Origin of the sequence: Streptomyces mirabilis (assembly GCF_039503195.1) — a bacterium.
GTDB classification, from domain to species: domain Bacteria; phylum Actinomycetota; class Actinomycetes; order Streptomycetales; family Streptomycetaceae; genus Streptomyces; species Streptomyces mirabilis_D.
This window is the reverse complement of sequence record NZ_JBCJKP010000001.1, coordinates 8,679,528-8,704,996: the sequence shown is the minus strand read 5'-3', so window position 1 is coordinate 8,704,996 and position 25,469 is coordinate 8,679,528. Positions and strand designations below refer to the sequence as shown.

Genomic DNA, 25,469 nt, shown 5'->3' with positions numbered 1-25,469 from the left:
CACGCGATGACAAGGACCTCACCATGCCCACCCCCACCTCCACCCCCGCCTCCCGCACCGTCGAGCTGACCGGCGGACTGTCCGTCACTGTCGAGGAGTACGGCGAGAACACCGAGGGCACCGGCGTGCTGATGCTGCACGGCGGTGCCGGCCCGCGCACGGTGGCCGGGATCTCGTCCGCACTGTCCGAGCACGTGTACGTCGTCACGCCGACCCACCCCGGCTTCGACGGCACCCCCCGCCCGGAGCGGTTCGACACCGTCGCCGACCTGGCCGTCGCGTACCTGGATCTGCTCGACACCCTGGACCTGAAGGGCGTCATGGTGGTCGGCAACTCCATCGGCGGCTGGATCGCCGCCGAGATGGCCCTGCGCGACAACCACGGCCGGATCGGCGCGCTGACCCTGCTGAACGCGGTCGGCATCCACGCCCACATGAAGGAGAACCGGGTCGTCGACCCGCGCACCCTGGCCCCGGCCGAGGTGGGCCAGTTGTCCTTCGCCAACGCGCGGTTCCGCCCCGACTTCGCCTCGTTCAGCGATGCGCAGCGGGCCGCGGCGGTCGCCAACCAGAAGACCCTCGCCGTGTACGGGGGCGAGGGGTTCACGTACGACCCGAAGCTGCGCGGCCGACTGCACCGGGTGACCGTGCCGGTGCTGGTCGTCTGGGGCGAGGAGGACGGCATAGCGCCCCTGAAGTACGGGCGCGGCTACGCCGACTCGTTCCCCGACGGGCACTTCGCCCCGATCCCCGACGCCGGGCACTTCCCGCAGATCGAGCAGATGGGACGCACCCTCGGAGCCATCGGCGACTTCGTCAGCACGATCGTCAAGCCCGACGCTACGGCCTGACCGTCCCGTACCCCGGCCCGTCTCGTCCCGGCCCGTCCCGCCCCCTGCCTGCCGCGTGCCGCAGCCCCAAGCCCGGCGCGCGGCAGGCACGGCTTCGCAGCGGTCGCTCACCGAGTTCCGCGGCGCCAGAAACGGCGTTTGCGCTGTCCCTATGCCGCACCGCTGATGCCGGCGGCGATGAAGCGCCGGTGGAGCGGGCTGACGCCTGTCTCGGGTGTACCGGTGATGCCGGCCTTCTGGATCGCGGGTGCGAGCCGTTCGGTGAAGAAGGTCTCGAACGCCTGCTGGGATTCCCACACATCGGTCACGTGGAACCCCTGGGCGTCGAACCAGGCCACGTGCACCTGGCCACCGGTCGCCGGGACCTCCTCCCAACCCACCACATCCCGCACCATGTCGTACTGCTCCGGCGTGACCCCTGCCCAATGCATCGACATCACCACAGCCATGTCCAGCCCCCTTGCCGCTCGTAGTGCCCCACGCGGGTACCAGCACGGAAATCGTTCCATCCCACGGGCCTTGCCGGACAGAGCGTGTGGAGGCGTACCGGCGCCTGTGGAAAGCCTCGTACGCTCGCCGAGCAGTCCCCTCCACGCGGGCCCGGTCGAAGGTGTCCCCCGCCGCGATGAGTTCCGGTCGGCGCGCGAGTCTGTTCTGGTGAGCGTCGTGGGACGTCGTGCGACGCCGCCCGGCACCAGACATCACGGAGGACATCATGACGACCACGCCGAGTGACCCGACCGCCGCGCTGCCCGGTCGTCCACCCGTCGTCGACCCGGCCACCTGGCAGGCCGCCCGTGACGCGCTCCTGGTCCGCGAGAAGGCCCACACCCGCGAGGGCGACGCCCTCGCCGCGGCCCGCCGCCGGCTGCCGATGGTGGAGCTCGACGGGACGGTCGAGGTCGTCGGACCCGACGGCCCGGTCCCGTTCCTGGACCTGTTCCAGGGCCGCGACGAGCTCGTGGTCTACCAGCACATGTGGTACGACGGCGCGCCGCACCAGGGGCAGTGCGAGGGCTGCACCACCACGGCCTGGCATGTGAAGGACGCCGTCTATCTCAACGCCCGCGGCGTCTCGTTCGCCGTCGTGACCTCGGGCCCGTGGGACGAGGTGGCCTCCTATGTCGAGTTCATGGGCTACACCCAGCCCTGGTACTCGGTGCGCGGTGTGGACGCGCCGATCGGCGGAGGAATGGGGCACGTCGTCTGTTTCCTGCGCGACGGCGATCGCGTGTTCCTCACCTACTCCACGACGGGTCGTGGCAACGAGCCGGTCAACGGGTCCCTCGCCCTGCTCGACATGACGCCCTACGGCCGCGGCGAGGCGTGGGAGGACAACCCCGAGGGCCGGCCCGTGATCGGCGACGTCCGCGAGGGGCACCCGTCCGAGGGCCGCCAGGCCTGTTGGTACTGGCGCACCGACGCGGACGGGAACGCCACCTGGGGACCGACCAGCCGGCCCGTGCCGCAGTGGACCCGCCCCGGCGCGACCCCCGTGGAGACCCTCGGCCGGCACGGCCACCACCACTGACGCGCCTTCGTCGACGGCGTCGGCAAGAGGAAGCCGGGTCCACGTGTCGTCCGAGTCATGACCGCTATCTGCGTCGCCACTCCTCGGCCAGCAGTTCGTACGAGCGCACCCGGTCCGCATGGCCGTGGGTGATGGTCGTGATCAGCAACTCGTCGGCCCCGGTGGCCTCCTGGAGCTGTTCCACCTGGTCGGCGACGTGTCCCGGGGAGCCCACGAACCGGGTCTCGACGCGATCCGCGACCAGCGCCCGGTCCGGGTCGCTCCACACGTGGGCGCGGGCCTCCTTCGGCGTCGGGAACTCGATGGCGCCCTCGGCGGTACGGATGCTGCGGACCCAGAGGCCGTATCCGGTGGCGAGTTCGCGCGCGGTCCCGTCGTCCTCGGCGACGACCACGTCCGCGGACACGCTGACGTACGGCTTGTCGAGGACGTCGGACGGCTGGAAGGCGGCGCGGTAGCCCTCCGCCGCCTCCAGCACCGTGGCCGGACTGACGTGGTAGTTCGCCGCGAAGCGCAGCCCGTTGCGGCCGGCGACCGTGGCGCTCTCCCCGCCGCTGCTGCCCAGGATCCACACCTGCACGTCCGCACCCTCGCCCGGGACGACATGTGCCTCGACGCCGTCCGCCGACCGGTGATGGCCAGGAATCTCATGACGCCACACGCTCGTCGCGCACGTGGTCCGGGTGGGCGAGGCCGAGGTGGTCGCGCAGGGTCGTGCCCTCGTATGCGGTGCGGTACACGCCGCGCTCCTGGAGCAGCGGGACCACGGTGTCGGCGAAGGTGTCGAGGCCGCCGGGGGTGAGGTGCGGGACGAGGATGAAGCCGTCACTGGCGTCGGCCTGCACGAAGGAGTCGATGGTCTCGGCGACGGTGGCCGGGGAGCCGACGAAGGCCTGCCGGTTGCCGGTCTCGATGACCAGATCGCGGATGGACCACTTGTTGGCGGCCGCGAGCTCCCGCCACTCGCGGGCCGTGGCGAGCGGGTCGCGGTACATCCGGACCTGGGCGCGGCCCCGGGCGATGGTGTGTTCGCCGAGGTCCGGGTCGATGTCGGGCAGGGGTCCTTCCGGGTCGTACGCGGACAGGTCGCGGTTCCAGACGAACTCCAGGTGCTTGATCGCGGTGGCGCCGCTGACCTGCCGGCGGCGCACCTCGCGGGAGATCTCCTCCGCCTCGGCGTCCGTGTCGCCGAGGACGAAGGTCGCGGCGGGCAGGATCAGCAGCTGGTCGCGCTCACGGCCGTAGCGGGCGAGGCGTCCCTTGACGTCCGTGTAGAACGCCTGGCCCTCCTTGAGGGTGGCGTACCGGCTGAAGATCGCGTCGGCGCTGGAGGCGGCGAACTCGCGCCCCTCGTCGGAGTCGCCCGCCTGGAAGATCACCGGGCGTCCCTGCGGGCTGCGCGGCACGTTGAACTGCCCCTGGATGTCGAAGTGTTGGCCTTGGTGCACAAAGGCTCCGGCCTTCGCGTCGCGCAGGAACGTGCCGGTCTGCTGGTCGGCGAGGACCTCGTCCCCGTGCCAGGAGTCGAAGAGCTCGTTCGCCGTGGTCAGGAACTCCTTGGCCCGGGAGTAGCGCTCCTCCTGGGGGAGGAAGCCGCCGCGGCGGAAGTTCTCGCCGGTGAAGGCGTCCCAGGAGGTGACCACGTTCCAGGCCGCGCGGCCGTCGGAGAGGTGGTCGAGGCTGGCGAACTGGCGGGCCACCTCGTAGGGCTCGTTGAAGGTGGAGTTGATGGTGCCGGTCAGGCCGAGGTGTTCGGTGACGGCGGCGAGCGCGGTGAGGATCGTGAAGGTGTCGGGGCGGCCGACGACGTCCAAGTCGTAGATCTTCCCGCCCTGTTCGCGCAGTCGCAGCCCCTCGGCGAGGAACAGGAAGTCGAACTTGGCGCGCTCGGCGGTGCGCGCGAAGTGGGCGAAGGAGCTGAACTCGATGTGGCTGCCGGCCTCGGGGTCGCTCCACACGGTGGTGTTGTTGACGCCGGGGAAGTGCGCCGCGAGGTGGACCTGCTTGCGGGGCTTGTCCTGTGACGTGCTGCTCATGAGTGGGTCCCTCCGGCTCAGGCGGTGGCGGCGTAGCGGTTGGCGGGGCGGGAGAGGCCGAGCAGCCCGCGCAGGGTGTCGGACTCGTACGACTGCCGGAAGACGCCCCGGCGCTGGAGTTCGGGCACGAGGCCCCGGGTGACGGCGGGGAGGTCGTGGCCGAGGACGGCGGGACGCAGTCGGAAGCCGGACAGTCCTGCCTCCCCCAACTCCTGCAGCAGATCCGCCAGTTGGGCGGGCGTGCCGGTGAAGATCCGGGCATCGCTGGTGTACGGGTATCCGGCCAGGGCGTCGAGTCGCTCGCGGCGGGCCGCTGCGGCGGCCGGGTCGTCGTCCAGGAACACCACGAGGTCACCGAAGAGGTGCAGGGGTTCGTCGGCGCGGCCGGCCGCCGTCCGCTCGGCGCGGATCTCCGCGACGACGGCGCGGGCCTGGCCGGCGTCGTGCGGGGTGACGTAACCGATGTCGGCGGCCCGGGCCACCAGTCGGTAGGGGACGGTCGCGTGGGCCAGGGCGCTGACGATCGGCTGGCCCTGCGGCGGGCGGGGGGTGATCGAGGGGCCCTTGACGCTGAAGTGCTTGCCCTCGAAGTCGATGTAGTGCAGTTTGTCGCGGTCGACGAAGCGTCCGGTGGCGACGTCCCGGATCTCCGCGTCGTCATCCCAGCTGTCCCAGAGCCGGCGCACCGCTTCGACGTAGTCCGCGGCCTCGTCGAAGAGGTCGGTCGTCAGCTCGCGCAGGGCCGGGCCGTCCAGATCCTCGATGCGCAGCGGCGGGAGCGTACGGCGGCCGAAGTGCCCGGCTTCGTGCGCGCGGGCCGACACCTGCACCCGTACGCCCGCACGGCCCGTGCTGACGTAGTCGAGGGTGGCGATCGCCTTGGAGATGTGGAAGGGCTCGGTGTGGGTGACGACGGCGGTCGGGACCAGTCCTATGTGGCTGGTCAGCGGGGCGACGCGGGCGGCGATCAGGACGGCGTCCAGGCGCCCGCGGACCTGGTCGGTGCGGCTGTCGGGCTCGGTGAGGCGGGAGGACTGGAGTCCGAGGGCGTCCTCGATGGTCACGAAGTCGAGGAGACCGCGCTCGGCCTCGGTGACCAGGTCCGTCCAGTACCCGGCGGTGAGCAGCTCACGGGGGCGGGCCACCGGCTCGCGCCAGGCGGCGGGGTGCCAGCCGGCGCCGTCGAGCGCGACGGCGAGGTGCAGGTGGGGGACGAGGGGGAGGAATCGGGCAGCGAAGATGATGCGGACACGGAGGGGGTGCCTTCCTGGTCGACCGTACGAGAGCGCGGCCCTCTGCGCGGAGGGCGCGGCGGCGGGGTGACAGGTCAGGGACGACAGAGCGCGCCGGCCACGCGCTGGAGATCGATGTGCGGCCGGGAGTGCAGGTGCACACGGCGGCGCGGGACGAGCGCCATGACGCGGAGAGCGGACCCGACTCGCACGTCCCTCACCTCCGCTTCCGTGTCCCGGCGGGCCCGTGGCCGCGCCGGCATCGTGAATCCCTTCAACACAACGGTCCGCCTACGCCGTCTGTTCCTGCTGGGCGCCCGGAGTTCGGACGAGGAGGAACTCCGAGCGGCGGCGCAGGGTGAAGCCGATCGACTCGTAGAGCCGGATCGCGCCGGTGTTGGTCGCGGAGGCATGCAGGAAGGGCGTGTCTCCGCGCTCCCTGATGCCGGCCGCGATCGCGCGGACCAGTCGCGTGGCCAGGCCCTTGCCGCGGTGGTCCGGGGCGGTGCAGACCGCGCTGATCTCCGTCCAGCCGGGCGGTCGCAGCCGTTCGCCCGCCAGGGCGATGAGCCGGCCGCGGTGCCGGATACCGAGGTAGGTGCCGAGTTCGACCGTGCGGGGCAGGAAGGGCCCCGGCTCGGTCAGGGCGATCAGGTCCAGGATCTCGGGGACGTCGTCGGGCCCGAGCCGGACCGCTTCGGGGGCGGGCTCGGCGCGCAGCGCGGTGTCGACCAGTTGTACGCCCTGGCCGTGCTGGACCGTTTCCCAGCCCTGGGGCGCCGACTTCGCCCCGGTCACGGGGGTGACGGTGCCGGGGCCGACGAGCGCGGCGAGGTCGTCCCAGGCGCGTGGGTCGGCCGGGTCGGCGAGGGCGGTGAACGGGGAGACGTCCAGGGGGTAGCGGGCGGCACGTCCTACGCGCTCGGCGAAGGGGGCGTGCGGGCCGGTCAGCGCTGCCCAGGCGGCGTTGTCCAGGATGTGGGGGGTCGCCGGGCTCTGCTGCGGGGTCGGTCGGGCGACGGTGGACATGGTGGTGTCGGACCTCCGGGAAGCGGTCAGGAGTTGTCGAGCGGCAGGCCGGGCGGGTTGATCCGCGCGGTGCTGACGGCCTCGTTGGAGAGGTTCCAGGCGGCGAGCCACTTGGCGTACTGACCGTCCTTGATGAGGTGGTTGATCGCGTCGGCGACCGGCTTGGCCAGCCCGCTGTCCTTCTTCGCGGTGGCCGCGATCAGGCCCTGGAGCGTCGCGCCCGCGCCGGAGAACTTGCCCGCGTTGCGGGTCGGGTTGGGCGTCTTCGCCGTCTGGGTGATGTGGTACGAGATACCGGGGTTGGGCCCGAAGTAGGCGTCGATCTTCCCACTGGACAGCGCCAGATAGACGCTGTTGTTGTCCTGGAAGTACTTGACGGTGAGCTTCTTGCCCTCCTTCGCGAGCTTCGCCTTCCACTCCAGGAGGATCTTCTCCTGGTTGGTTCCGGCGCCCACGGAGACGGTCCTGCCGGCCAGGTTCTCGTAGTCGCCCGCGAAGTTCCAGGTGCTCTGCTTCGGCACCTCGAAGGCGAGGTTGTCCTGCCGGTAGGAGGCGAACTCGTACTTCTTCTTGCGTTCCTCGGTGTCGGTGACGTTCGAGAAGGCGACGTCGACCTTGCCGCTGTCGATGCCGACGAACAGGTTCTCCCAGGTCGAGTTCTTCACCTCCGCCTTCAGTCCGAGGACCGCGGCGACCAGTCGGCCGAGGTCGGGTTCGGCACCGGTGAGGGTCTTCTGGTCCTGGCCGACGTACGCCAGCGGCGGGAACCCGGCGGGCAGCGCGCCGATGCCGATGACCAGCTTGCCGTTCTTGGCGACGGACTTGGGTAGCTCGGCGCTGACGGCTTTGACCTCGGACACCTTGAGGTCGGTCTGCCGCGCGGCGCCGTTGGAGAGCGCGCCCACGGTGACGGTGCCGGCGGCCGCGCTGTCGGAGGTGGTGGCCGCGTCGCTCTCGCCCCCGCAGGCGGCGAGCCCGGCGGCGAGGGCGGCGACGGCGGTGGAGGCGGTGAGGCCACGGAGGAGTCTGCTGCGGAGGATGAGGGTGTGCATGGCTGTCCTTGTCCGATGCTCGTGAGTGAACCGTGTGGTGGGGAAGGCACGGTGGGGGAAGGCGTGATTGGGTGAAGGTGCGGTGGATGAAGGTGCGGTGAGGGCGTGGACGTCAGAGGACCTTGCTCAGGAAGTCCCTGGTCCGCTCGTGCGTCGGGTGGTCCAGCACCTCGGTGGGCGAACCCTGTTCGACGACGCGGCCCTCGTCGAGGAAGACGATCCGGTCGGCCACCTCGCGGGCGAAGCCGATCTCGTGGGTCACGATGACGAGCGTGGTGCCGCTGGTGGCCAGGTCCTTGATGACGGCGAGTACCTCGCCGACCAGCTCGGGGTCGAGGGCGGAGGTCGGCTCGTCGAAGAGGATGACTCCGGGCCGCAGCGCGAGGGCGCGGGCGATGGCGACCCGCTGCTGCTGGCCGCCCGACAACTGCCGTGGATAGGCGTCGGCCTTGTCGGCCAGACCCACGCGGTCGAGGAGGGTGCGCGCGAGTTCCCTGGCCTCGGGCCGCTTCAGCCCTCGGGTCGCCACCGGCGCGGCCGCCACGTTGTCCAGCACCGTCAGATGCGGGAACAGGTTGAAGTTCTGGAAGACGAACCCGATCCGGCCGCGCTGGGCCAGGATCGCCCGCTCGGTCAGCTCCTTGAGCCTCCCCGGCCTTCGGCCGGGGGGACCCCCGTCTCGCTGCGCTCGCCGTGTCGGCGTACGCCGATCAGCTCGCCGTTCAGGCTGACATGGCCGATCTCGGGCTTCTCCAGGTGGTTGATCACCCTGAGGAGGGTGGACTTGCCGGAGCCGGACGGGCCGAGGATCACGGTGACCTCTCCGGGCCGCACCGTCAACTCCACTCCGTTCAGCACGCGTTGGGCGCCGTACCACTTGTGCACATCGCGCACCTCGACGGCGGCCGGTCGGATCGCGTGTGTCTCGCCGGTCATATCGCCGCCTCCTTGCGGACCCGGGCCCGCAGGTCACGCAGCCCGGTGCGGGCCTTCTGCAACGGGGTCGGCGGGAGGGAGCGCAGCGCGCCCCGCGAGTAGTACCGCTCGACATAGAACTGGACGACGGACACGACGCTCGTGAGGATCAGGTACCAGGCGGTGGCGACCAGCAGCAGCGGCACGATGTCGCCGGGGTAGGTGGAGCCCATGCTCTGCACCGAGCCGAAGAGGTCGAGCAGCGAGACGTAGAAGACCAGCGAGGTGCCCTTGATCAGGCCGATCAGCTGGTTGACGTAGTTCGGGGTGATGGAGCGCAGTGCCTGCGGGAAGACGATCCTCGTGAACTGGTAGCCCTTGGGCAGACCGAGTGCGGAGGCCGCCTCGTGCTGGCCCTGGTCGACGGAGAGGATGCCACCGCGGACCACCTCCGCCGCGTACGCCGCCTCGTTGAGGCTCAGTCCGACGACCGCGACGACCATGTCGGTGGCGAGCCGGGACTCGTCGAAGGTGAGGAAGGCGGGGCCGAAGGGGACGCCTAGGCTCAGCGTCTTGTAGAGCGCGCTGAAGTTGTAGAGGAAGAGCAGGACGACGATGAGCGGCACCGAGCGGAACAGCCAGATGTAGACCCAGCTCACCGCGCGCAGCACGGGGCTCTTGGAGAGTCGGGCCAGGGCGAGCAGGATGCCGCCCAGCAGGCCCAACACAGCGCTGTAGAACGTCACTTCGAGGGTGATGAGCAAGCCGTCGAGGATCGTGGGACGCAGGAACCAGTACGGGAACCGGTCCCACTGGAAGAAGGGGTTGGTCGCCAGCCCGTGGACGATCTGGGCGACCACGACGAGCACGATCGCCGAGGCGATCCAGCGGCCGGGGTGGCGCAGGGGCAGCACGCGCTGTGCCGCGGCCGGGCGGGGCTCCGTCGTGCTCAACGGCACGGCGGAGCCCAGGGATTCACTCATGGAGGGCTCCAACGAATGCGGACACACCGCCGCGGCCCGTACGGCGGTGCGCGCGGGGACAGACGGATGTCAGGGGGTACGGAGGGAGGAGAGGCTCACCGACACCACGCCGACAGGACGGCGGGCGAAGGAGGTCGAGCCGTGCGGACGTTCAACGCCGCGGAAGGCGGAAGCGGTCAGCCCTGACAGAGACAGCGGGCGCCGCGGGAGCTACAACACCGTGCGGCGGCGGAGCAGCCGTGGCGCCGCGAAGCGGTCGTCCCGTCAGCTGCGTACATCGCGTTCACCGTCACCGTTCCGCCCCGTTGGGCCTCGAACGCACCGGAATCGATCCGGTCCGATGCGGCGTAAGTTAGGCATGGCCCCAAACGAATGTCAACGCGCACCGGCCGGAATGACCACGTGGTGAGACCGCGCATATGCCTTCTTGACGGCTCCGCGGACCGCACCGAGACTGACGGGGACGGTCACGATTGTCAGCGCCCGTCGTGCGGGTTCTCCCGTTCGACGCGGTTATCGGCCCCGGCCCGCTGACAGGCAACCCTTCCACCGCGACGGGGTGCCCCGGGTGACGACCGGGTCCCGCCGGTGCGGCGGGGCAAGCGTGGTCTCGCCTCTCGCGAGCCCCGGACACGGGAGCGATGGGAATGGCCAGGAGGAGCACGAACGGTCTGACCAGGCGCCTGCACATCGATCTGCAGCGGGTCTCCAGCGCGTACTAGTCCAGGCGGTCCGTCCGTACTGGTCCCTGCGGTCCGTCCAGCGCGTACTGGTCCCTGCGGTCCGTCCTGCGCGCACTGGTCCACGCGGTCCGTCCGGTCGGGTACGTCCCACGATCCGGACCGGCCCGTACGTCAGCGCGGTCACTCCGTTCCGCCACCGCCGCCCAACGGGCCGCGGGGGCTTCGACGTTCCCTGGAGAGTCATGCCCGAGACAGTCTCGCTCGCCGCCCCTCACCGCATCCGCAGCCGCATCGGCGTCGGCCTGGCCGGCGGTTTCTACCCGGCGCCGCACCGCTATCAGCTGTACCTCGCCGAGGGCTGTCCGCGTTCGCTGCGCATCTCGGTCACCCTGGAACTGCTCGGCCTCCACGACTCGGTCGCCACCACGTTGCTGACGCTTCCCGCCGAGACACCCGACGCGTTCGCCGCGCTGCGCGGCGCGTACGAGGCCACCTGGCACCACTACGACGGTCCGCTCACGGCGCCCGCCCTGTGCGACCGTTGGAGCGGACGGATCGTCAGCAACCACACGCCGGACATCCTGCGTGACCTCGCCGGACTGCCGGTCTGCCAGGGCGACGCCCGCCTCCCCCGGCTGAACCCACCGGCCCTCACCGCGGACATCGACGCCTTGCGCGAACTCCTCGACCGGGACGTCACCCCTACCGCGGCGCCGCTCGCGCGCACGACAACACTCCAGTCACTGGACCGGCAACTCGCCTCGCACGTCCACGCGTTGGGCGACGAGCTGACGGCCGCGGACGTCGACCTCTGGGTGGCCCTGACCCAACTCGGCCCGACGGAGTCTCTCTCGCCGTACGGCCGCCTCCGCGACTACGTACGTCGGCTCGACGCCCACCCGGCCTTCCACGGCAAGGTGCGCTGACCGCGTACGCCAACGTCGCCGGGGCCGGTAGGGCCCGGGCCCCGGCGCCGGGTCGGCTCAGCCCTTGGCGCGGGTGAAGACGAGCGTGCCGGTGACGCTCGTCAGGCCGCGGATCATGCCCATCTGGTTCCAGCCCATGTCGAACTGGTCGCGGTCCACGGTGAACTCCGCGGTGAGCGTGACGGTGTCGGCGCTCGCCCCGGTCACCCGACCCGTGACGGGCTGCGGCCGGCTGATGCCGCGCACGGTCAGCTGCCCGTTGATCTCCACGGTGTCGTCCTGACCTAGGACGGCGTCACGGACGGCGAAGGTGATCGTCGGGTGGCGGTCGGCGTCGAAGAGGTCGGCGGAGCGGAGGTGCTTGTCCCGCTTGGCGTTCTTCGTGTCCAGGGACGCGACATCCAGGGTGATGGTGCCGCGGGCGGTCCCGTCGGGCTGGACCTCGCCCTCTCCGGCGACTCCGGTGAAGGTGCCCTTCACGGTGACCATGCCCCACATCGTCTTGTGCTTGATGGCGACGGTGGTACGGGCGGGGTCGAGCTGCCACAGGCCGGTTTCGACGGCGACGGTCATAAGAGTTCTCCAGACGGTTACGGGCAGTGCGCAGGGGTGCGCGGCACACGGGGCGCGCGGCACACGGGGACTGTGGGGGGCCATGCGGTCATCCAAATTTGGATGACTCCACGCTAGCCGGTTCTTCAAATTTGGACAACCGGTAGACTGTGACACTATGGCCGACCCTTCCGCCCCCGCTGACCTGCCCGAACGCGAGCCGTCGGGCGACGGTGAGCTGCTGCCCGCCCCGCTGCGGGCCTGGATGCGTCTCCTGGCGGCGGCCGGGGCGATCGAGCAGCAACTGCGCTCCCGAGTCAAGGACACCCTCGACGTCTCGCACGACGAGTTCCTGGTGCTGTGCCTGCTGGCCGACCAGCCCGGCTCCGGCCTGCGGATGACCCAGATCGCGGAACTGCTGGGGCGCCCCAAGACGCGGCTGACCTATCAGGTGGCGTGTCTGCAGCACGCGGGACTGATCACACGGCGCTCGGCGTGCGGCGACCGGCGCGGTATCGAGGTGGCCCTCACGGACAAGGCGCGTCGGCTGCTGCGCGAGTCCACGGGCCCGCTGGCCGACGCCGTCTCGCAGGCCATCGCGCAGACGGCCTGCGCGCAGCGGTACGAGGCACTGCACGACCTGTTGCCGCCCTCGCCGCATCCCGGTGCGGACTCCAGGCAGGTCGAGGGCGGCGACACGGCCCCCGGGGGGCCGGGGAAGTAACCCCTCAGGGGATGGACCGGAGGATCAGAACCCGGGGAAGACGCGTCGCAGGTCGTCCAGGGTGAGGGTGTCGCCCTTGAGGGTCACCTCGGCCGGGGTGTGGGCGGCGGCATGGCGGCCGGTGACGAGCCGCAGCCACCACTCGGCCGGTGCGCTCAGGACGGCGTCGGGCTCGGCCGGCTCGTCGGTGAGCGCGACCGCGTCGACCAGGTCGAGCCCGAACGCGCGCCGGGGAGCGGTGGTGTGGACAGCGAGGCGAACCTGCCGTCCACCGAGGGCCTCGACCTTGCCGAGGAAGCCGATGAGCAGTCCGGACTGGTCGAGGAGCGGCTCGACCGCGGCGGGCGCCAGGACCGCCGTACGGTCGAAGGCCACCTCCACGTCCCAGGTGTGGTGGGTGAACTCGCCGAGCCGCAGACCCGCCACCGTCGCGACGTCCACGGGCGCGGGCAGGAAGCCGAGGTCGACCCGGAGTTCGGCACGGGCCCGCGGGTCGAGAGCCTCGTACCCGCGCACCAGCGCCTCGTTGGCGGTCACGAAGCCCTCGGCTCGCTCGACCGGGGACATCGCGTCCCAGCGCGCCCACACCGACTTGTTGAAGTCGCCGCCCTTGGGCCCGGTGCCGTTCAGCGCGCCCTCCAGGGACGCGAGGCCGATCTCCGCGCCGCTGCCCAGGTGGCTGAGGACCTGGGACACGTCCCACTCCGACGCCCCCGACGGCCGGGTGAGGTCGGCGGTGGCGAGCCCGTGCACCACGGCGGTCAGGTAGTCGTGTCCGCCGCGCAGGGCGTCGATGGTCTGGTCGGCATGGTCGTTCATGTCTCAACTCCGTTGAGGTGAAGGCGGTTTGTGTCGGTACGGAGGGTTCAAGGGTTCACACCGCGGTCTGGAAGGACCGCTTGGAGAAGCCCATCATGAAACCCTCGACGGTGGTGCGCACCGCCCGGTCGGCCCTCGGGGCGGCGCCCAGCGTGACGAACAGCGGGATGTAGTGGTCGACCGTCGGATGGGCGTACGGCATTCCGGGCGCCCCGGTCCGGAAGGCCGCGAGTACGTCGCCGTCGCCGCGGGCGAGCGCGTCGGCGACCCAGGTGTCGAAGTCCGAGGACCAGCGCGGCACTTCGCCCCGTGTCAGCATCTCGCGGGTGAGGTGGGGCAGCCCGTGCGTCATGAACCCCGAGCCGATCACGAGGACGCCCTCCTCCCGCAACGGGCCGAGCCGGGCGCCGAGTTCGAGGAGCCGGCCGGGGTCGTGGGTGGGCAGGCTGAGCTGGAGCACCGGGATGTCACCCAAGGGGTACATGGCCATCAGCGGCACCCAGGCTCCGTGGTCGAGGCCGCGGGAGGGGTGCTGGTACAGCGACTCGCCGTCCGGCATGGCCCCGGCCACGCGGTGCGCGAGGGAGGTCGCGTCGGGAGTGTCGTACCTCATCGTGTAGGAGCGCGGGTGGAAGCCGCCGAAGTCGTGGACGAGCGGGGTGTGCGCCGCCGGGGCGGACAGGCACAGCGGCGCCGCCTCCCCGTGTGCGGAGACGATCAGGACGCTCTTGGGCTTCGGCAGGGACTGGGCCCACTCGAACAGTTCCCGCAGCCATGGTCCGTCGTCGAACAGCGGGGGCGCGCCGTGGCTCAGGTACAGCGCGGGAAGCGGCCCGTCCTCGGGCGTCCACGCACGCTGGGACCGGGCTCGCGGCAGCGCGTCGACCAGGAACCGGTCGTACGCTCCGGCCGGCACCTCGGGGTCAAGGAGGGAATTCACGCCGGTCCTTACGTGGGTGAGGGTGCTCCGGCTTGCGGGTTCAGGGTATTAACTTGAACATTCAACTTTGACGGCCCGTGACGTGGGCCGGGCCGCCGAACAGGCGGCCACGGCGGCTCCCCCGCACGACGAGTTCGCCTTCGGGCAGGCGGTCCGGGCCTGGGCGGCGGGCGACACGGAGGCCCTGACCCGCGCCGCCGACGTGGACCTCCCGGGGGCCGTGCATCTGCCGGCCGTGATGACCGTGGCCCTGGGCGTCACCGTCCTCGACCACGACGGCCTGAACGCCCTGCTCAACTGTCTCCCGGAAGACCCGCGTTGATCGCGACCACCGCCTGATCGACGCCCCCGGTCAGGGCCACCCGAACCACACGGTCCGTCCAACGGCGACCGTCCGCTCGACTACAACCGTCCGTCATCGGCGACCATCCCCGTGACGCCGCGCCGACTCGTTCTCCTGAGCCATGCGCCGCAGCGCCATCAGCGCGGGTTCGAGCAGGACCGTGAGCAGCAGCGCGCGCTCGGCCAGTTCCAGCGGGTCGTCGATTCCGTCCAGCTGGTCGAGGTCGAGCGCCGCGGTGCGTTCGGCCAGCCGGGCGTACGGCACGAGCGCACCCTGGTCGAGCGGCACGCCCAGGCCGCGCAGCGAGCCCAGAGTCTCGGCCAGAGTCGCCCGCGCGGGCGCCGACGTGTGGACATCCCAGCCCAACTCCCCTATGAGCGCCTCGACTTCGGCCCGTTCAGCGGAGTCCTCCGCGGAGTCCTCGACGGGCCCGATCGAACCGAGGGTGAGACCGAGCAGGCGATGGGTGTCGCCGGTGTGCTCCGCCAGAGCCCCCAGGACCTCCCGGGCGGTGCTGACGGACAGCCCCCGGACGCCGGTCAGCGCGCGGATCAGGCGCAGCCTGCGCAGATGGTTCCCGTCGTACTCGGCCTGGGTCGCCGACAGTTGCCGGCCGGGCGGGAGCAGCCCCTCGCGGAGGTAGTACTTGATCGTCGTGACGGAGACGCCACTGAGGCGGCTCAGCTCGGACATACGCATCGGGTCGGCTCCGCTCTGGTCATTGGATACTTCTACTGTCTAAGATGGATAGCGAGGGTATCCAATGGACGCTCCCCCGGGTCTCCGTCCGTCGAGCGCTTCCCTGGGGCCTCCGTCCGTCGTCCTGCCTCTCCCGTCGTCCTGCCTCTGTGGAAGAAGGCGCCACCGTGCCCACACTCCCCTGGACCACCGTCAACGTGCCCGCACCGGACTCCCGGGCGTTCGTCATGGCCTCACGCTTCGACGTGCGTTCCTTCCGTGACGTACCGCGCTTCTTCCTGCGGTCCCTGGCCGCGTGGAAGCAGGTGAAGGGCGCGCCCGGCGCGTACGGCGCCACGCTCGTCGCCCAGCCGCTCAAGCGCACCTTCTGGACGCTGTCGGCCTGGGAGGACAAGCGGGCCCTCTCCACCTACGCGAAGACCGAACCGCACCGCTCGATCATGACCGGACTGCGGTCCACGACGAGCGGCTCGGTCTTCACGTTCTGGGAGCTTCCGGCCTCGGAACTCCCCCTCGACTGGGCGGACGCCCGGCGACGGCTGGCCGAGCAGGAGCGCGCCGACGCCACCGGCGAGCGCGGACCTTCCGGCACCGGACACCGCCCCGCCTGAGACTCTCCGCCCCCATCCGTCCCTCCCCGCCCCTCTCCCGGACCCCCTCTTCATCGCCCAAGGAGACATCCCGCCATGACGCTGTCCGAGCGAAGCCCGGCCCTGGGCGACCCTTCGGTCGACCCGGCGCGCGAGCGACGAAGGGTGTCGCTGTGGCTCGCGATCGTCGCGTGCAGCGTGCCCATGTTCATGGTCGCGCTGGACAACCTCGTCGTCTCCACGGCGCTGCGCACCCTGGCCGTGGACCTGGAGGCGTCCACCCAGCAGCTCCAGTGGTTCGTCAACGCGTACGTGCTCAGCTTCGCCTGTCTGCTGATGACGGGTGCCGCCCTGGGCGACCGGTTCGGGCGCCGGCGGGTGTTCGTGATCGGCATCATCGTCTTCACCCTGGCCTCCGCCGGCTGCGGACTGGCCGACAGCAGCGCGCAGTTGATCGGCTGTCGCGCCGTCCAGGGCTTCGGCGCCGCAGCGGTGATGCCGCTGTCGCTGACCCTGCTCTCCCAGGCCGTGCCGGAGCGGCTGCGCGGCCTCGCCCTCGGTCTGTGGTCGGGCATCAGCGGGCTGGCGGTGGCGATGGGCCCGGTGGTCGGCGGCGCGGTGGTCGACGGGCTGGACTGGCGGTGGATCTTCTGGATCAACCTGCCGGTGGGTGTCGTGGCCGTACCGCTCATCCTGCTCACCCTGCGCGAGAGCACGCTTCCGGGCGTCCGCCTCGACCTGGCCGGGATGGTGCTGGCCGCCGCCGGACTGTGCGCCGTGGTGTGGGGCATCGTGCACGGCGACACGGACGGCTGGATCTCGGCGAAGGTGCTGGGGGCGTTCCTGGGGGGCGCGGTGCTGCTCGCCGTCTTCGTGGCCTGGGAGGCGCGGGTTCCCGAGCCGATGCTGCCGCTCTCCTTCTACCGGGTACGGGCCTTCACCCTGACCAACGTCGTCTCCGCGGCCATGTACTTCGGCGTCTTCGGTTCGCTGTTCCTGCTCGCCCAGTACCTCCAGATCGTGCCGCGGCGCACGCCGTTCGAGGCCGGAGTGCGCACCCTGGCCTGGACCCTGATGCCCATGTTCGTCGCCCCCGTCGCCGGACTGCTCTCCGACCGGGTGGGCGGCGGCAGGCTGATGGCCCTCGGGCTCTTCCTGCAGGGCGTGGGTCTCGGCTGGATCAACGTGGTCGCGGACATCGACACCCCGTACTCGTCCCTCGTCGCCCCGATGATCGTCGCCGGTGTCGGCATGGGCCTCGTGTTCGCCCCGACGGCCGCGGTCGTCCTCGGCTCGGTCAGCAAGGAGCACGCCGGCAAGGCCTCCGGCGCCAACACCACCGTCCGCGAGATCGGCGGCGCCCTCGGTATCGCGGTCCTCAGCTCGGTCTTCGTCGCCCACGGCGGCATGGGCACGCCCCGGCGGTTCATCGACGGTCTGCACCCGGCGGTGTGGGTCGGCGTCGCGGTCGTCCTCGTGGGCGCGGTGTGCGCGCTGGGCATCCCGCGCGGGGCGCGACCGGAGGGGGCCGACGCGTGACCGCCGGTCCGCGCGGCGCCGAGGTGGAGGCGCGGTGCACCCGTGGCGTTCCGTGCGCGGCGCGTCGCTGACCGCCGCGCCGCCGCAGCCTCCATCCTGGCCTGGTGCGGGCGCCCGTACCCGCCCACGCAGGTCCCGCGCCGCACCCACCCACGGAGAGCCATGGCCGCCGACAGCACGCCCCCCGCCGACGACACCCGCGTCCGGGCACGCGCCGCCGCGCTTGTGCGCCGGCCGAAGCTGTGGCTGGTGCCGACCGTGCTGTGCGGGCTGCTGGCGTTCCTGCTGTCACTGCTCTACATGGGTGGCATCGTGAACCCGAACGGGGAGCTGCGCCACCTGCCCATCGGCATCGTCAACGCCGACCAGGGCAGACCACTGCCCGGGCAGACCACGAACCTCGGCACACAGGTCACCCGCTCCCTCACCGCCGGCACCTCCGACACCTCCGGCAAGGCCGACTGGCAACCTCTCACCCGCGCCCAGGCCCAGGACAGACTGGCCTCCGGCAAGATCTACGGCGCCCTGGTCGTCCCCGCCGACTTCACGACCGCCGCCGCCGCCCTCACCACCGCGAACGCCACCACCCGGCCCACCCTGACCGTGCTCACCAACCCCGGCATGGGCAGTCTCGGCTCCTCCCTCGCGAGCCGGATCACCCAACAGGCCGCGCAGCAGGCCTCCCTGACCATCGGCATGCAGCTCATGGACTCCCCCGCCACCGCGGGGGCCGACGCCACCACCCGCCTCGTACTGGCCGACCCCGTCGCCGTCGCCACCCAGGTCGGCCACCCGATCGGCGACCACAGCGGTCTGGGACTGAGCGCGTTCTACTACACCCTGCTCCTCGTCCTCGCCGGGTTCCTCGGCGGCAACGTCATCAGCAACGGCGTCGACACCGCCCTCGGCTACGCCGACAACGAGATCGGCCCCTGGCACGCCCGCCGTCCCACCGTGCCCATCAGCCGCACCCAGACGCTGCTGCTGAAGATGGCCATGACCGCGGGGATCACCGTTCTGACCACCACGCTGGTCATGATCGCCACCGTCGGGATCCTCGGCATGGACGCCTCGCACCTGCCCCTGCTGTGGATCTACTCCTACTGCGCGTCACTGGCCGTCGGCCTGGGGGTGCAGGCCATCAACGCCGCCTTCGGGGGCATCGGCCAGCTCGTCTCCATGTTCGTGTTCATCGTTCTGGGCCTGCCCTCCTCCGGTTCCACCGTCCCCCTCGAAGCCGTCCCGGGCTTCTACCGTTTCCTGAGCCTCTTCGAGCCCATGCGCCAACTCAGCGTCGGCGTCCGCGCCATCCTCTTCTTCGACGCCCGCGCCGACGCCGGCCTCACCCGCTCCTGGATCATGATCGCCGTCGGCGCCGCCCTCGCCCTCCTCTTCGGCCTCGCCATGACCCGCTACTACGACCGCAAGGGCCTCGACCGCCTCACGCCTCAACCCTCCCGACTTGTCGCGCAGAAGACGTAACGCGGGACGGGAGGTCACACCATGGGGGCGGATCCTCGTCAAGGCGCGGTCGTGGCGCTGGAATCCCGCAGTCGCCGGACGGTTCCACCGACCTTCGCGCGCAGCGGTTCGAGGACCCTGGGGCCCGCGCTGATCGCCCAGCGCGGGCCGACGAGACAGGTGCCGCCGTAGATCGCGGCGCTGTCCAGCCAGGTCACCTTGTAGCGCTCTTCGGGGAACGTCGTGATGAGGTAGTCGCCGGTCTCGGTGTGGCAGGCACCCTCGCGGAGTTCCTTCGCCTCGTTCCCGTGTGGTCGAGAGCAGTTCGGTGATTTCGGGGCCGTCGGCGACCACGAGGACATGCTGACCCTGCCCACGCACCGGCGACCGCCGCTCACTCACGTATCCGTACATGGAAAGACCATTCGTGTAGGGCCGGACGTCACGCGGGAGCGGCACCGAGCGACGAGAGGGGTGCGGTCGGAGGTCTCCGCCGGGTCCGCCGTGCGGCGGAGGCGGTGCTTCGGACGCGTACGAGTGAGGGAAACGGTGCACTCACGGGGACTCCTCCGCGGGTCTCCGAAGGGACGTCCGCCACCGTGGAGTGCGCTGCGGCGCAGCGGGCTCCAGGGGCGGCACTTCTGCGTGGTCGGGCCGGGGGTGGTGCGGGTCGCCGCGGGCGGGGGTGCGGTCGCCATGGGCGGTTCGGCGGGGTGCGCGGGTCGTTGTCGAACGGTGCGGCGGGCTGAGCGGTGCCGCTGAGCGGGCCGACCGGCGCGTGGCGCCGAGCGGTCGAAGCGGGCGGGGCGCTGCCGGGCGGTCGTCGGAGGCGGGGTGTCGTGGGGCTGGGCTGTTGGTCGCGTCGGGGCGGTGCGGTCGCGCCGGGATCGTACTGAGGTCGTGCCGGGGAACCGCCGAGCGGGCCGTCGGATCAGGCCGGGCGGGCAGCCCCGGCCGGCTCCCGGGGGTCTCCTCGTCCTCGATGGCGTAGGAGAGGAAGTCGTCCACCATCCGGTGGAACAGGGTGGCGAGCTGCTCCGACTCCTGCGGTGACCAGTCCGCCAGAGCCATCTGCATACCCCGCGTGCTCGCCTCGCGGATGCGGTGGACCGCCTCCTCACCGGCCGGGGTGATCCGAATGCGCTGCGCCCGACGGTCGTCGGGGTCCGGAACCCGGGTCACGAGACCGGCCTTCCCGAGCTGCTGCACCTGCGACGCCGTCATCGACTCCGCCGAGGAGAACGTGACCGAGCGGCTGACCGCACTGCACGGCCAGGCCGCGAACGCGCTCGGGCAGCCCCGTCCCGACACCGACATCTACATCGACGCGGCCGGTGTCGCCGCCGTCATCAACACCACGGTCGAGTCGGCGAAGTGGGGAGCCAAGCTGGTCATGGTGGCCGTGCAGAAGAAGTCCGACGCGGTCGATCTCGGCGGGATGCTCCGCAGTGAGCTGACGCTCATCGCCTCGCAGGGCTACCCCACCGAGATCTTCGAGGTCACCCCCGAACTCGTCGAGCACCACGAACGCTTCGCCAAGCTCATCAGCCACCGCGTTCCCTTCGGTGACGCCGAGCACGCCTTCGCGCTCGCGCTGACGCCGGGTGCGGCGGAGAAGGTCGTCGTGACCTTCGACGACGAGCGGTAGTGCCGGGGAGCTTGTCGGGTGGGACGGGCTACTTCCGGCTCCTTCCGATCGAGGCGGGGCCCAGCAGGAGGTTGGGGTCGGTGGACGTGGTGTAGGCGGCGCTGAGCACGTAGAGCGTGCCGTGGCGCAGCGCGACGGAGGTCGGGTTCTGCAGGCCGTCGGCGGCGGTGAGCACGGGCGACGAGCTGCCGTCGCGGCGGATGCGGACGACCGTGTTGGGGCCGTTGAGCGCGGCCAGGATCTCGTCGCCGCGGCCCGTGAAGGCGAAGTCGTCTATGCCGGTGAGATCCGTCGCCCGGATCCGGACGGCTCCGGGCCCGCCGCCCGGGCCGAACGGGATGCGCAGCACGGTGCCGCGGTCGAGGTTGGTCGCCCACAGCGCGTTGTCGTGGATCTTCAGACCGTTGACGCCGAGGAAGCCGGTCGCGGTGAGTTCGGGGGCGGCGGACCAGGTGGCCGGTTCGCCGCCGGTCGAGCCCTGCGTGGGGACGGTGTAGATCTTCCCCAGTACGGAGTCGGCGACGTAGAGCCTGCCGCGGTGTTCGTCCAGGGCCAGCCCGTTGGGCAGGCCGTCCGCGGGGAGGGCGGCGATGCGCTGCGGGGTGCCGCCCGGGCGCAGTCGCCACAGGCCGGTCAGGTCCGAAGTGCCGGTGGCGTACAGGAAGTACAGCGTTCCGTCGTGGGCCCGCACGATGCCGGCGGTCAGGGCGAAGCCGAGGACCGGGGTGTGCACTCCGCCGTCGGCGGGGGCCGGCAGGGTGGCCAGCACGCGGGTCGTGCCCGCCGTGCTGACGGCGGCCACCTGTCGGGCGGCAGCGAAGGTGACGTCGGCCGTGCCGTCGGGCTCCAGCGCGATGTTCTCGGGCATCTGCCCTCGTGCCAGGTCGAAGTGCGCGGCGATACGGGGCTTCGCGAGCGGCCCGGTGGAGGCCCCCGCGGGGGACGCGGTGAGGGCCGTCACGGCGGTCATTCCGGCGGCCGTCACCGTGTAGGCGAGTGCGGTCAGTTTCCGTGCGGTCAGTTTCTTTCCCATGCTTCTTTCGCTGCTTCCTTCGCGATGGTTTTCGGGCGCACGGCGGACGGACCGGCCGCCGCCGTGCTGTGGGTGAGGAGGGTCATGGCGGCCCGGGACGGCGAGTCGGCCTCGGTGGTCGCGACGACGACGTACTGCCCCTGTTCGGTGTGCAGCGTCTGCTGGGTGACGTCCATGGCGCCGACCAGCGGATGCCGCATCGTGTAGACCGCCACGTCGCTGGTCTTGACCCGGTGGTCGGCCCACATCGCCGCGAACTCGGGGCTGTTGAGGGTCAGTTCGCCGACGAGTGAGGCGAGTGCCGGGTCGTCGGGGTACTGCCCGGACGCCAGGCGCAACGTGCCCACGACGGCCCTGGCCTTGGCCGGCCAGTCCGCGTACAGATCGCGGGTGTGGGCGTCGAGGAACACCAGCCGGGCCATGTTGGGACGGTCACCCGGCCGGTCCGGGCCGTCCGGGTCGAGGTGTCCGGCGTACAGCGCGTGCCCGGTACGGTTCCACGCCAGTACGTCGCTGTACCGGCCCGTCACCACCACGGGCACCTCCGAGAGCACGCCCAGGAGTTGGGCGACCGCGGGTGAGACCCGTTCCGGCGCCGGGCGGCGCGCCCGGGGCCGGCGCCGGGCAGCGGCGGACAGCTCCCGCAGGTGCCGTCGTTCGGCCTCGCTCAGCCGCAGTGCCTGGGCGATCGCGTCCAGGACGTCCGGGGAGGCCTGGGACTGCCCCTGCTCCAGCCGTGCGTAGTACGACTCGCTCACCCCGGCGAGCCGGGCCAGTTCCTCGCGCCGCAGCCCCGGCACGCGACGGCGTTCGCCGTACGTCACCACGCCGAGGTCCTCGGGCCGCAGCTGCGAGCGGCGCGCCCGCAGGAACTCACCCAGCTGTCGTTTTCCGTCCATGCGCCGAGTATTGGGCTCCTCCGTGAGGGCCAACCACACCCTGATCGGGATACCCGAGGGCTCAGCGCTCCGTGAAGTCACCTCGGCCGTGGCGTGCGCGGGATCCCGGTGGGTGGCGACGGAGAGGTCGGCGCGGTCGTCGCGGGGCGTCCCGCGGGCCAGCAGGTGTTCGCCGGCGAAGACGGGGCTGCGTAGCCGGTAGGACAGGGAGAGGACCTGTCGGGAGGGGGCGTCGCGGCGGACCAGTTCCAGCATCAGGAGGGCCAGGGGCGGGCCGTGCACGGCGAGCCCGGGGTAGCCCTCGACGTCCCTGGCGTACGGCGTGTCGTAGTGGATGCGGTGGGCGTTCGCGGTGAGCGCGCTGAACCGGAACAGCAGGGGCGGGTCGGTATCCGTATCCGTATCGGCGTCTGCATCCGTATCCGAATTCGCATCCGGTACGGGGACATCAGGGATTGCTATTTCACCGAGGTCTCCATGAGCGACGATGATGGCATCACGGCCGCGGCGCCGCGGTCTCCCGGCCAGCCTCTGGAGGTCGCCCCATGACCGAGCTCTCCGAAGCGCTTCCGCTCTCCGGCATCACCGTCGTCAGCGTCGAGCAGGCGGTGGCGGCGCCCTACGCCACCCGTCAGCTGGCCGACCTCGGCGCCCGGGTGATCAAGGTGGAGCGCCCGGGAGGCGGCGACTTCGCCCGTCGCTACGACACCACCGTGCACGGCGAGTCCAGCTACTTCGTATGGCTCAACCGCTCCAAGGAGTCCCTGACCCTGGACCTGAAGTCGGCCCGGGGGCGGGACGTCCTGGAGCGACTGCTCGCCGGTGCCGACGTCTTCGTACAGAACCTGGCGCCGGGCGCGGCCACCCGGCTCGGGCTGGACGCCCCGGCGTTGCGGGAGCGGTACCCGTCTCTGATCCCGTGCACCATCTCCGGATACGGGACCAGCGGGCCCTGGGCCGATCGCAAGGCGTACGACCTGCTCGTGCAGTGCCAGACCGGGCTGGTCTCCCTGACCGGGAACGACCACGGGTCCGCCCGGACCGGGGTGTCGATCGCCGACATCGCGGCCGGGATGTACGCCTACTCGGGCGTCCTCACCGCCCTGTTCACGCGCGCCACCACGGGAGTCGCCCGCGCGGTGGAGGTCTCGCTGTTCGAGGCGCTGGCGGAGTGGATGGGGCAGCCGGCGTACTACACGCGCCACGGCGGCACCCAGCCGCCACGGCTCGGCACCCAGCACGCCACCATCGCCCCGTACGGCGCCTACCCCGCGGCCGACGGCAAGGACGTGCTCTTCTCGATCCAGAACGAGCGCGAATGGGCCGCGCTGTGCGAGCGGTTCCTGGGACGCCCCGACCTCGTCGACGACCCGCGTTTCGCCACCGGCTCGGACCGTGTGTCCCACCGGGAGGAGCTGAACGCGATCGTGGCCGCGCGGTTCCGCGCGATGGACAGTCAGGAGGCGATGAAGCTGCTGGACGCGGTGGGGATCGCCAACTCCGGTGTGAACACGGTCGAGGAGTTCCTCACCCACCCCGTACTCGAGGAGCGCCACCGCTGGCAGGACGTCCGACTGCCCGGGGGCGCGGGGCCCGTGCCCGCGCTGCTGCCGCCCGTCGACCTGTCCGGGGTCACTCCCCGTATGGACGCCGTGCCCGCCGTCGGCGAGCACACCGACACGATCCTGGCCGCGCTGGGACACAGCGCGGCCGACATCGCCGCACTCCGGGCCGACGGCGTCGTGTGAATCCCCGGCCCTGAGCTTCCTCTCCCCTTCCGCGCCCGTCCCCCGAAGGAGCGGCACAGCATGAGCACTCTCGACGTCCTGTCCGAGGACGAGCGGCTCGTCGTCGCCGCCGTGCGCGAGTTCGTCGACAAGGACGTCAAGCCGGTCGTCCGGGAACTCGAACACGCCAACACCTATCCCGAAGCCCTGATCGAGCGGATGAAGAGGCTCGGGATCTTCGGGCTCGCCGTCCCCGAGGAGTACGGCGGCACACAGGTCTCCACCTCCTGTTATGTGCTCGTCACGGAGGAGCTCGCCCGCGGCTGGATGAGCCTGGCGGGAGCGATGGGCGGCCACACCGTGGTGGCCAAGCTGCTGCTGCGGTTCGGCACCGAGGAGCAGAAGCGCCGCTGGCTGCCGCGGCTGGCCACCGGCGAGGTCCGGGCGACGATGGCTCTGACCGAACCCGGCGGCGGGTCCGACCTCCAGGCGATGCGAACTCTCGCCCGCAGGACGGCGGACGGCTATGTGGTCAACGGCTCGAAGACGTGGATCACCAACTCGCGGCGGTCCGGGCTGATCGCCCTGCTGTGCAAGACCGATCCGGACGCCACCCCCGCCCACCGGGGCATCTCCGTCCTCCTCGTCGAGCACGGCCCCGGGCTCACCGTCTCCCGCGATCTTCCGAAGCTCGGCTACAAGGGCGTCGAGAGCTGCGAGTTGTCCTTCGAGGACCACCACGCGCCGGCCGACGCCGTCCTGGGCGGAGTCGAGGGCCAGGGGTTCGTCCAGATGATGAAGGGGCTGGAGACCGGGCGGCTCCAGGTCGCCGCCCGCGCCCTCGGCGTCGGCCGGGCGGCCCTGGAGGACTCGCTCGCGTACGCACAGGAACGGGAGTCCTTCGGCAAGCCCATCTGGCAGCACCAGTCGATCGGCAACTACCTCGCGGAGATGGCCACGTCCCTCTCCGCCGCGCGCCACCTCACCCTGTACGCCGCACGCGAGGCCGACGCCGGCCGGCGCGTGGACATGGAGGCGGGCATGGCCAAGCTGTTCGCCTCCGAGACCGCCATGCAGATCGCCCTCAACGCCGTGCGCATCCACGGCGGTTACGGCTACTCGACCGAGTTCGACGTCGAGCGCTACTTCCGGGACGCCCCGCTGATGATCGTCGGCGAGGGCACCAACGAGATCCAGCGGAACGTGATCGTGCGCCAGCTCGTCGAGCGGGGCGGGCTGGACGCGTGAGCCGGCCCC

Annotated in this window: 25 protein-coding genes, 4 pseudogenes and 1 riboswitch; of the genes and pseudogenes, 12 read left to right on the top strand and 17 right to left on the bottom strand. The window is 71.3% G+C overall.

The window, feature by feature from the left end; genetic code table 11:
* The first annotated feature begins 23 nt into the window (after positions 1-23).
* Positions 24-851, top strand: a complete 828-nt coding sequence (locus tag AAFF41_RS39380) for an alpha/beta fold hydrolase (protein ID WP_319749429.1) — start codon at positions 24-26, stop codon at positions 849-851.
* 149 nt (positions 852-1,000) lie between these two features.
* On the opposite strand, the gene AAFF41_RS39375 is transcribed toward AAFF41_RS39380, so the two are convergent.
* A complete protein-coding gene (locus tag AAFF41_RS39375) occupies positions 1,001-1,300 on the bottom strand; it encodes a hypothetical protein (protein ID WP_319749430.1) in 300 nt (99 codons plus the stop codon).
* Positions 1,301-1,566: 266 nt separating this feature from the next.
* Between AAFF41_RS39375 and AAFF41_RS39370 the strand changes: the two genes are divergently transcribed.
* Complete coding sequence (locus tag AAFF41_RS39370; protein ID WP_343325499.1) at positions 1,567-2,382, top strand: DUF899 domain-containing protein; 816 nt, start codon at positions 1,567-1,569, stop codon at positions 2,380-2,382.
* 64 nt (positions 2,383-2,446) lie between these two features.
* Here AAFF41_RS39370 and AAFF41_RS39365 read toward each other — a convergent pair.
* The 8 genes and pseudogenes from AAFF41_RS39365 to AAFF41_RS39330 all read right to left on the bottom strand — a co-directional run.
* Positions 2,447-3,022, bottom strand: a pseudogene (locus AAFF41_RS39365) (LLM class flavin-dependent oxidoreductase); the annotation flags it as partial.
* A 7-nt stretch (positions 3,023-3,029) separates the two neighbouring features.
* Positions 3,030-4,418, bottom strand: coding sequence for an NtaA/DmoA family FMN-dependent monooxygenase (locus AAFF41_RS39360; RefSeq protein ID WP_319749432.1), 1,389 nt, complete (start codon positions 4,416-4,418; stop codon positions 3,030-3,032).
* A 17-nt stretch (positions 4,419-4,435) separates the two neighbouring features.
* Positions 4,436-5,623, bottom strand: coding sequence for an LLM class flavin-dependent oxidoreductase (locus AAFF41_RS39355; RefSeq protein WP_343326427.1), 1,188 nt, complete (start codon positions 5,621-5,623; stop codon positions 4,436-4,438).
* A 122-nt stretch (positions 5,624-5,745) separates the two neighbouring features.
* Positions 5,746-5,835, bottom strand: coding sequence for a putative leader peptide (locus tag AAFF41_RS39350; RefSeq protein ID WP_343326426.1), 90 nt, complete (start codon positions 5,833-5,835; stop codon positions 5,746-5,748).
* Between the two features lie 106 nt (positions 5,836-5,941).
* A complete protein-coding gene (locus AAFF41_RS39345) occupies positions 5,942-6,679 on the bottom strand; it encodes a GNAT family N-acetyltransferase (protein ID WP_343325497.1) in 738 nt (245 codons plus the stop codon).
* 26 nt (positions 6,680-6,705) lie between these two features.
* Positions 6,706-7,731 carry an ABC transporter substrate-binding protein gene (locus AAFF41_RS39340; protein WP_319749435.1) on the bottom strand — a complete coding sequence of 342 codons (1,026 nt, stop codon included), beginning with the start codon at positions 7,729-7,731 and terminating at the stop codon, positions 6,706-6,708.
* Positions 7,732-7,843: 112 nt separating this feature from the next.
* Positions 7,844-8,667: pseudogene (locus AAFF41_RS39335) on the bottom strand (amino acid ABC transporter ATP-binding protein).
* Positions 8,664-9,629 (bottom strand): amino acid ABC transporter permease, encoded by a 966-nt coding sequence (locus tag AAFF41_RS39330; protein WP_319749437.1) that lies wholly within the window; start codon positions 9,627-9,629, stop codon positions 8,664-8,666. Before AAFF41_RS39330 ends, AAFF41_RS39335 begins: the two are co-directional and overlap by 4 nt.
* Before the next feature lie 465 nt (positions 9,630-10,094).
* Positions 10,095-10,240: riboswitch (SAM riboswitch) on the top strand.
* Positions 10,241-10,270: 30 nt separating this feature from the next.
* On the opposite strand from AAFF41_RS39330, the gene AAFF41_RS51840 reads away from it, so the two are divergent.
* Complete coding sequence (locus AAFF41_RS51840; protein WP_351660076.1) at positions 10,271-10,351, top strand: putative leader peptide; 81 nt, start codon at positions 10,271-10,273, stop codon at positions 10,349-10,351.
* A gap of 203 nt (positions 10,352-10,554) precedes the next feature.
* On the top strand, positions 10,555-11,238 hold the full coding sequence (locus tag AAFF41_RS39325; RefSeq protein ID WP_319749438.1) for a glutathione S-transferase family protein: 684 nt from the start codon (positions 10,555-10,557) through the stop codon (positions 11,236-11,238).
* A 57-nt stretch (positions 11,239-11,295) separates the two neighbouring features.
* Here the strand turns inward: AAFF41_RS39325 and AAFF41_RS39320 are convergent, their stop codons facing one another.
* Positions 11,296-11,811, bottom strand: coding sequence for a YceI family protein (locus AAFF41_RS39320; protein ID WP_319749439.1), 516 nt, complete (start codon positions 11,809-11,811; stop codon positions 11,296-11,298).
* Positions 11,812-11,968: 157 nt separating this feature from the next.
* Here AAFF41_RS39320 and AAFF41_RS39315 point away from each other — a divergent pair, with 157 nt between their 5' ends.
* Positions 11,969-12,514 (top strand): MarR family winged helix-turn-helix transcriptional regulator, encoded by a 546-nt coding sequence (locus AAFF41_RS39315; protein WP_319749440.1) that lies wholly within the window; start codon positions 11,969-11,971, stop codon positions 12,512-12,514.
* A gap of 24 nt (positions 12,515-12,538) precedes the next feature.
* On the opposite strand, the gene AAFF41_RS39310 is transcribed toward AAFF41_RS39315, so the two are convergent.
* Positions 12,539-13,333, bottom strand: coding sequence for a maleylpyruvate isomerase family mycothiol-dependent enzyme (locus AAFF41_RS39310; RefSeq protein ID WP_343325496.1), 795 nt, complete (start codon positions 13,331-13,333; stop codon positions 12,539-12,541).
* A 55-nt stretch (positions 13,334-13,388) separates the two neighbouring features.
* Positions 13,389-14,273 (bottom strand): dioxygenase family protein, encoded by an 885-nt coding sequence (locus AAFF41_RS39305; protein WP_343325495.1) that lies wholly within the window; start codon positions 14,271-14,273, stop codon positions 13,389-13,391.
* 67 nt (positions 14,274-14,340) lie between these two features.
* Between AAFF41_RS39305 and AAFF41_RS39300 the strand changes: the two genes are divergently transcribed.
* Positions 14,341-14,595 (top strand): hypothetical protein, encoded by a 255-nt coding sequence (locus AAFF41_RS39300; protein WP_343325494.1) that lies wholly within the window; start codon positions 14,341-14,343, stop codon positions 14,593-14,595.
* Between the two features lie 93 nt (positions 14,596-14,688).
* Here the strand turns inward: AAFF41_RS39300 and AAFF41_RS39295 are convergent, their stop codons facing one another.
* Positions 14,689-15,315, bottom strand: coding sequence for a MerR family transcriptional regulator (locus tag AAFF41_RS39295; protein WP_343325493.1), 627 nt, complete (start codon positions 15,313-15,315; stop codon positions 14,689-14,691).
* Positions 15,316-15,482: 167 nt separating this feature from the next.
* Here AAFF41_RS39295 and AAFF41_RS39290 point away from each other — a divergent pair, with 167 nt between their 5' ends.
* From AAFF41_RS39290 to AAFF41_RS39280, 3 genes are all read left to right on the top strand, one after another.
* Entirely contained in the window at positions 15,483-15,926 is a 444-nt protein-coding gene (locus AAFF41_RS39290) for a DUF3291 domain-containing protein (protein ID WP_319749446.1), read from the top strand.
* Positions 15,927-16,001: 75 nt separating this feature from the next.
* Positions 16,002-17,444, top strand: coding sequence for an MFS transporter (locus AAFF41_RS39285; RefSeq protein WP_343325492.1), 1,443 nt, complete (start codon positions 16,002-16,004; stop codon positions 17,442-17,444).
* A 162-nt stretch (positions 17,445-17,606) separates the two neighbouring features.
* Complete coding sequence (locus AAFF41_RS39280; protein WP_343325491.1) at positions 17,607-18,926, top strand: YhgE/Pip domain-containing protein; 1,320 nt, start codon at positions 17,607-17,609, stop codon at positions 18,924-18,926.
* Positions 18,927-18,964: 38 nt separating this feature from the next.
* On the opposite strand, the gene AAFF41_RS39275 is transcribed toward AAFF41_RS39280, so the two are convergent.
* Positions 18,965-19,267: a hypothetical protein gene (locus AAFF41_RS39275; RefSeq protein ID WP_319749448.1), complete on the bottom strand. Its 303-nt coding sequence runs from the start codon at positions 19,265-19,267 to the stop codon at positions 18,965-18,967.
* 589 nt (positions 19,268-19,856) lie between these two features.
* Positions 19,857-20,114 (bottom strand): annotated as a pseudogene (locus tag AAFF41_RS39270) (MarR family winged helix-turn-helix transcriptional regulator); the annotation flags it as partial.
* 4 nt (positions 20,115-20,118) lie between these two features.
* Here AAFF41_RS39270 and AAFF41_RS39265 point away from each other — a divergent pair.
* Positions 20,119-20,553 (top strand): annotated as a pseudogene (locus AAFF41_RS39265) (theronine dehydrogenase); the annotation flags it as partial.
* A gap of 28 nt (positions 20,554-20,581) precedes the next feature.
* On the opposite strand, the gene AAFF41_RS39260 reads toward AAFF41_RS39265, so the two are convergent.
* Positions 20,582-21,586 (bottom strand): SMP-30/gluconolactonase/LRE family protein, encoded by a 1,005-nt coding sequence (locus tag AAFF41_RS39260; protein WP_343325490.1) that lies wholly within the window; start codon positions 21,584-21,586, stop codon positions 20,582-20,584.
* Positions 21,571-22,767, bottom strand: coding sequence for an MmyB family transcriptional regulator (locus AAFF41_RS39255; RefSeq protein ID WP_415925905.1), 1,197 nt, complete (start codon positions 22,765-22,767; stop codon positions 21,571-21,573). Before AAFF41_RS39255 ends, AAFF41_RS39260 begins: the two co-directional genes overlap by 16 nt.
* A 263-nt stretch (positions 22,768-23,030) precedes the next feature.
* Here AAFF41_RS39255 and AAFF41_RS39250 point away from each other — a divergent pair, with 263 nt between their 5' ends.
* Both AAFF41_RS39250 and AAFF41_RS39245 read left to right on the top strand, forming a co-directional pair.
* Positions 23,031-24,233 (top strand): CaiB/BaiF CoA transferase family protein, encoded by a 1,203-nt coding sequence (locus AAFF41_RS39250; RefSeq protein WP_319749450.1) that lies wholly within the window; start codon positions 23,031-23,033, stop codon positions 24,231-24,233.
* Positions 24,234-24,293: 60 nt separating this feature from the next.
* Positions 24,294-25,460, top strand: coding sequence for an acyl-CoA dehydrogenase family protein (locus AAFF41_RS39245; RefSeq protein ID WP_343325489.1), 1,167 nt, complete (start codon positions 24,294-24,296; stop codon positions 25,458-25,460).
* Positions 25,461-25,469: the final 9 nt, after the last annotated feature.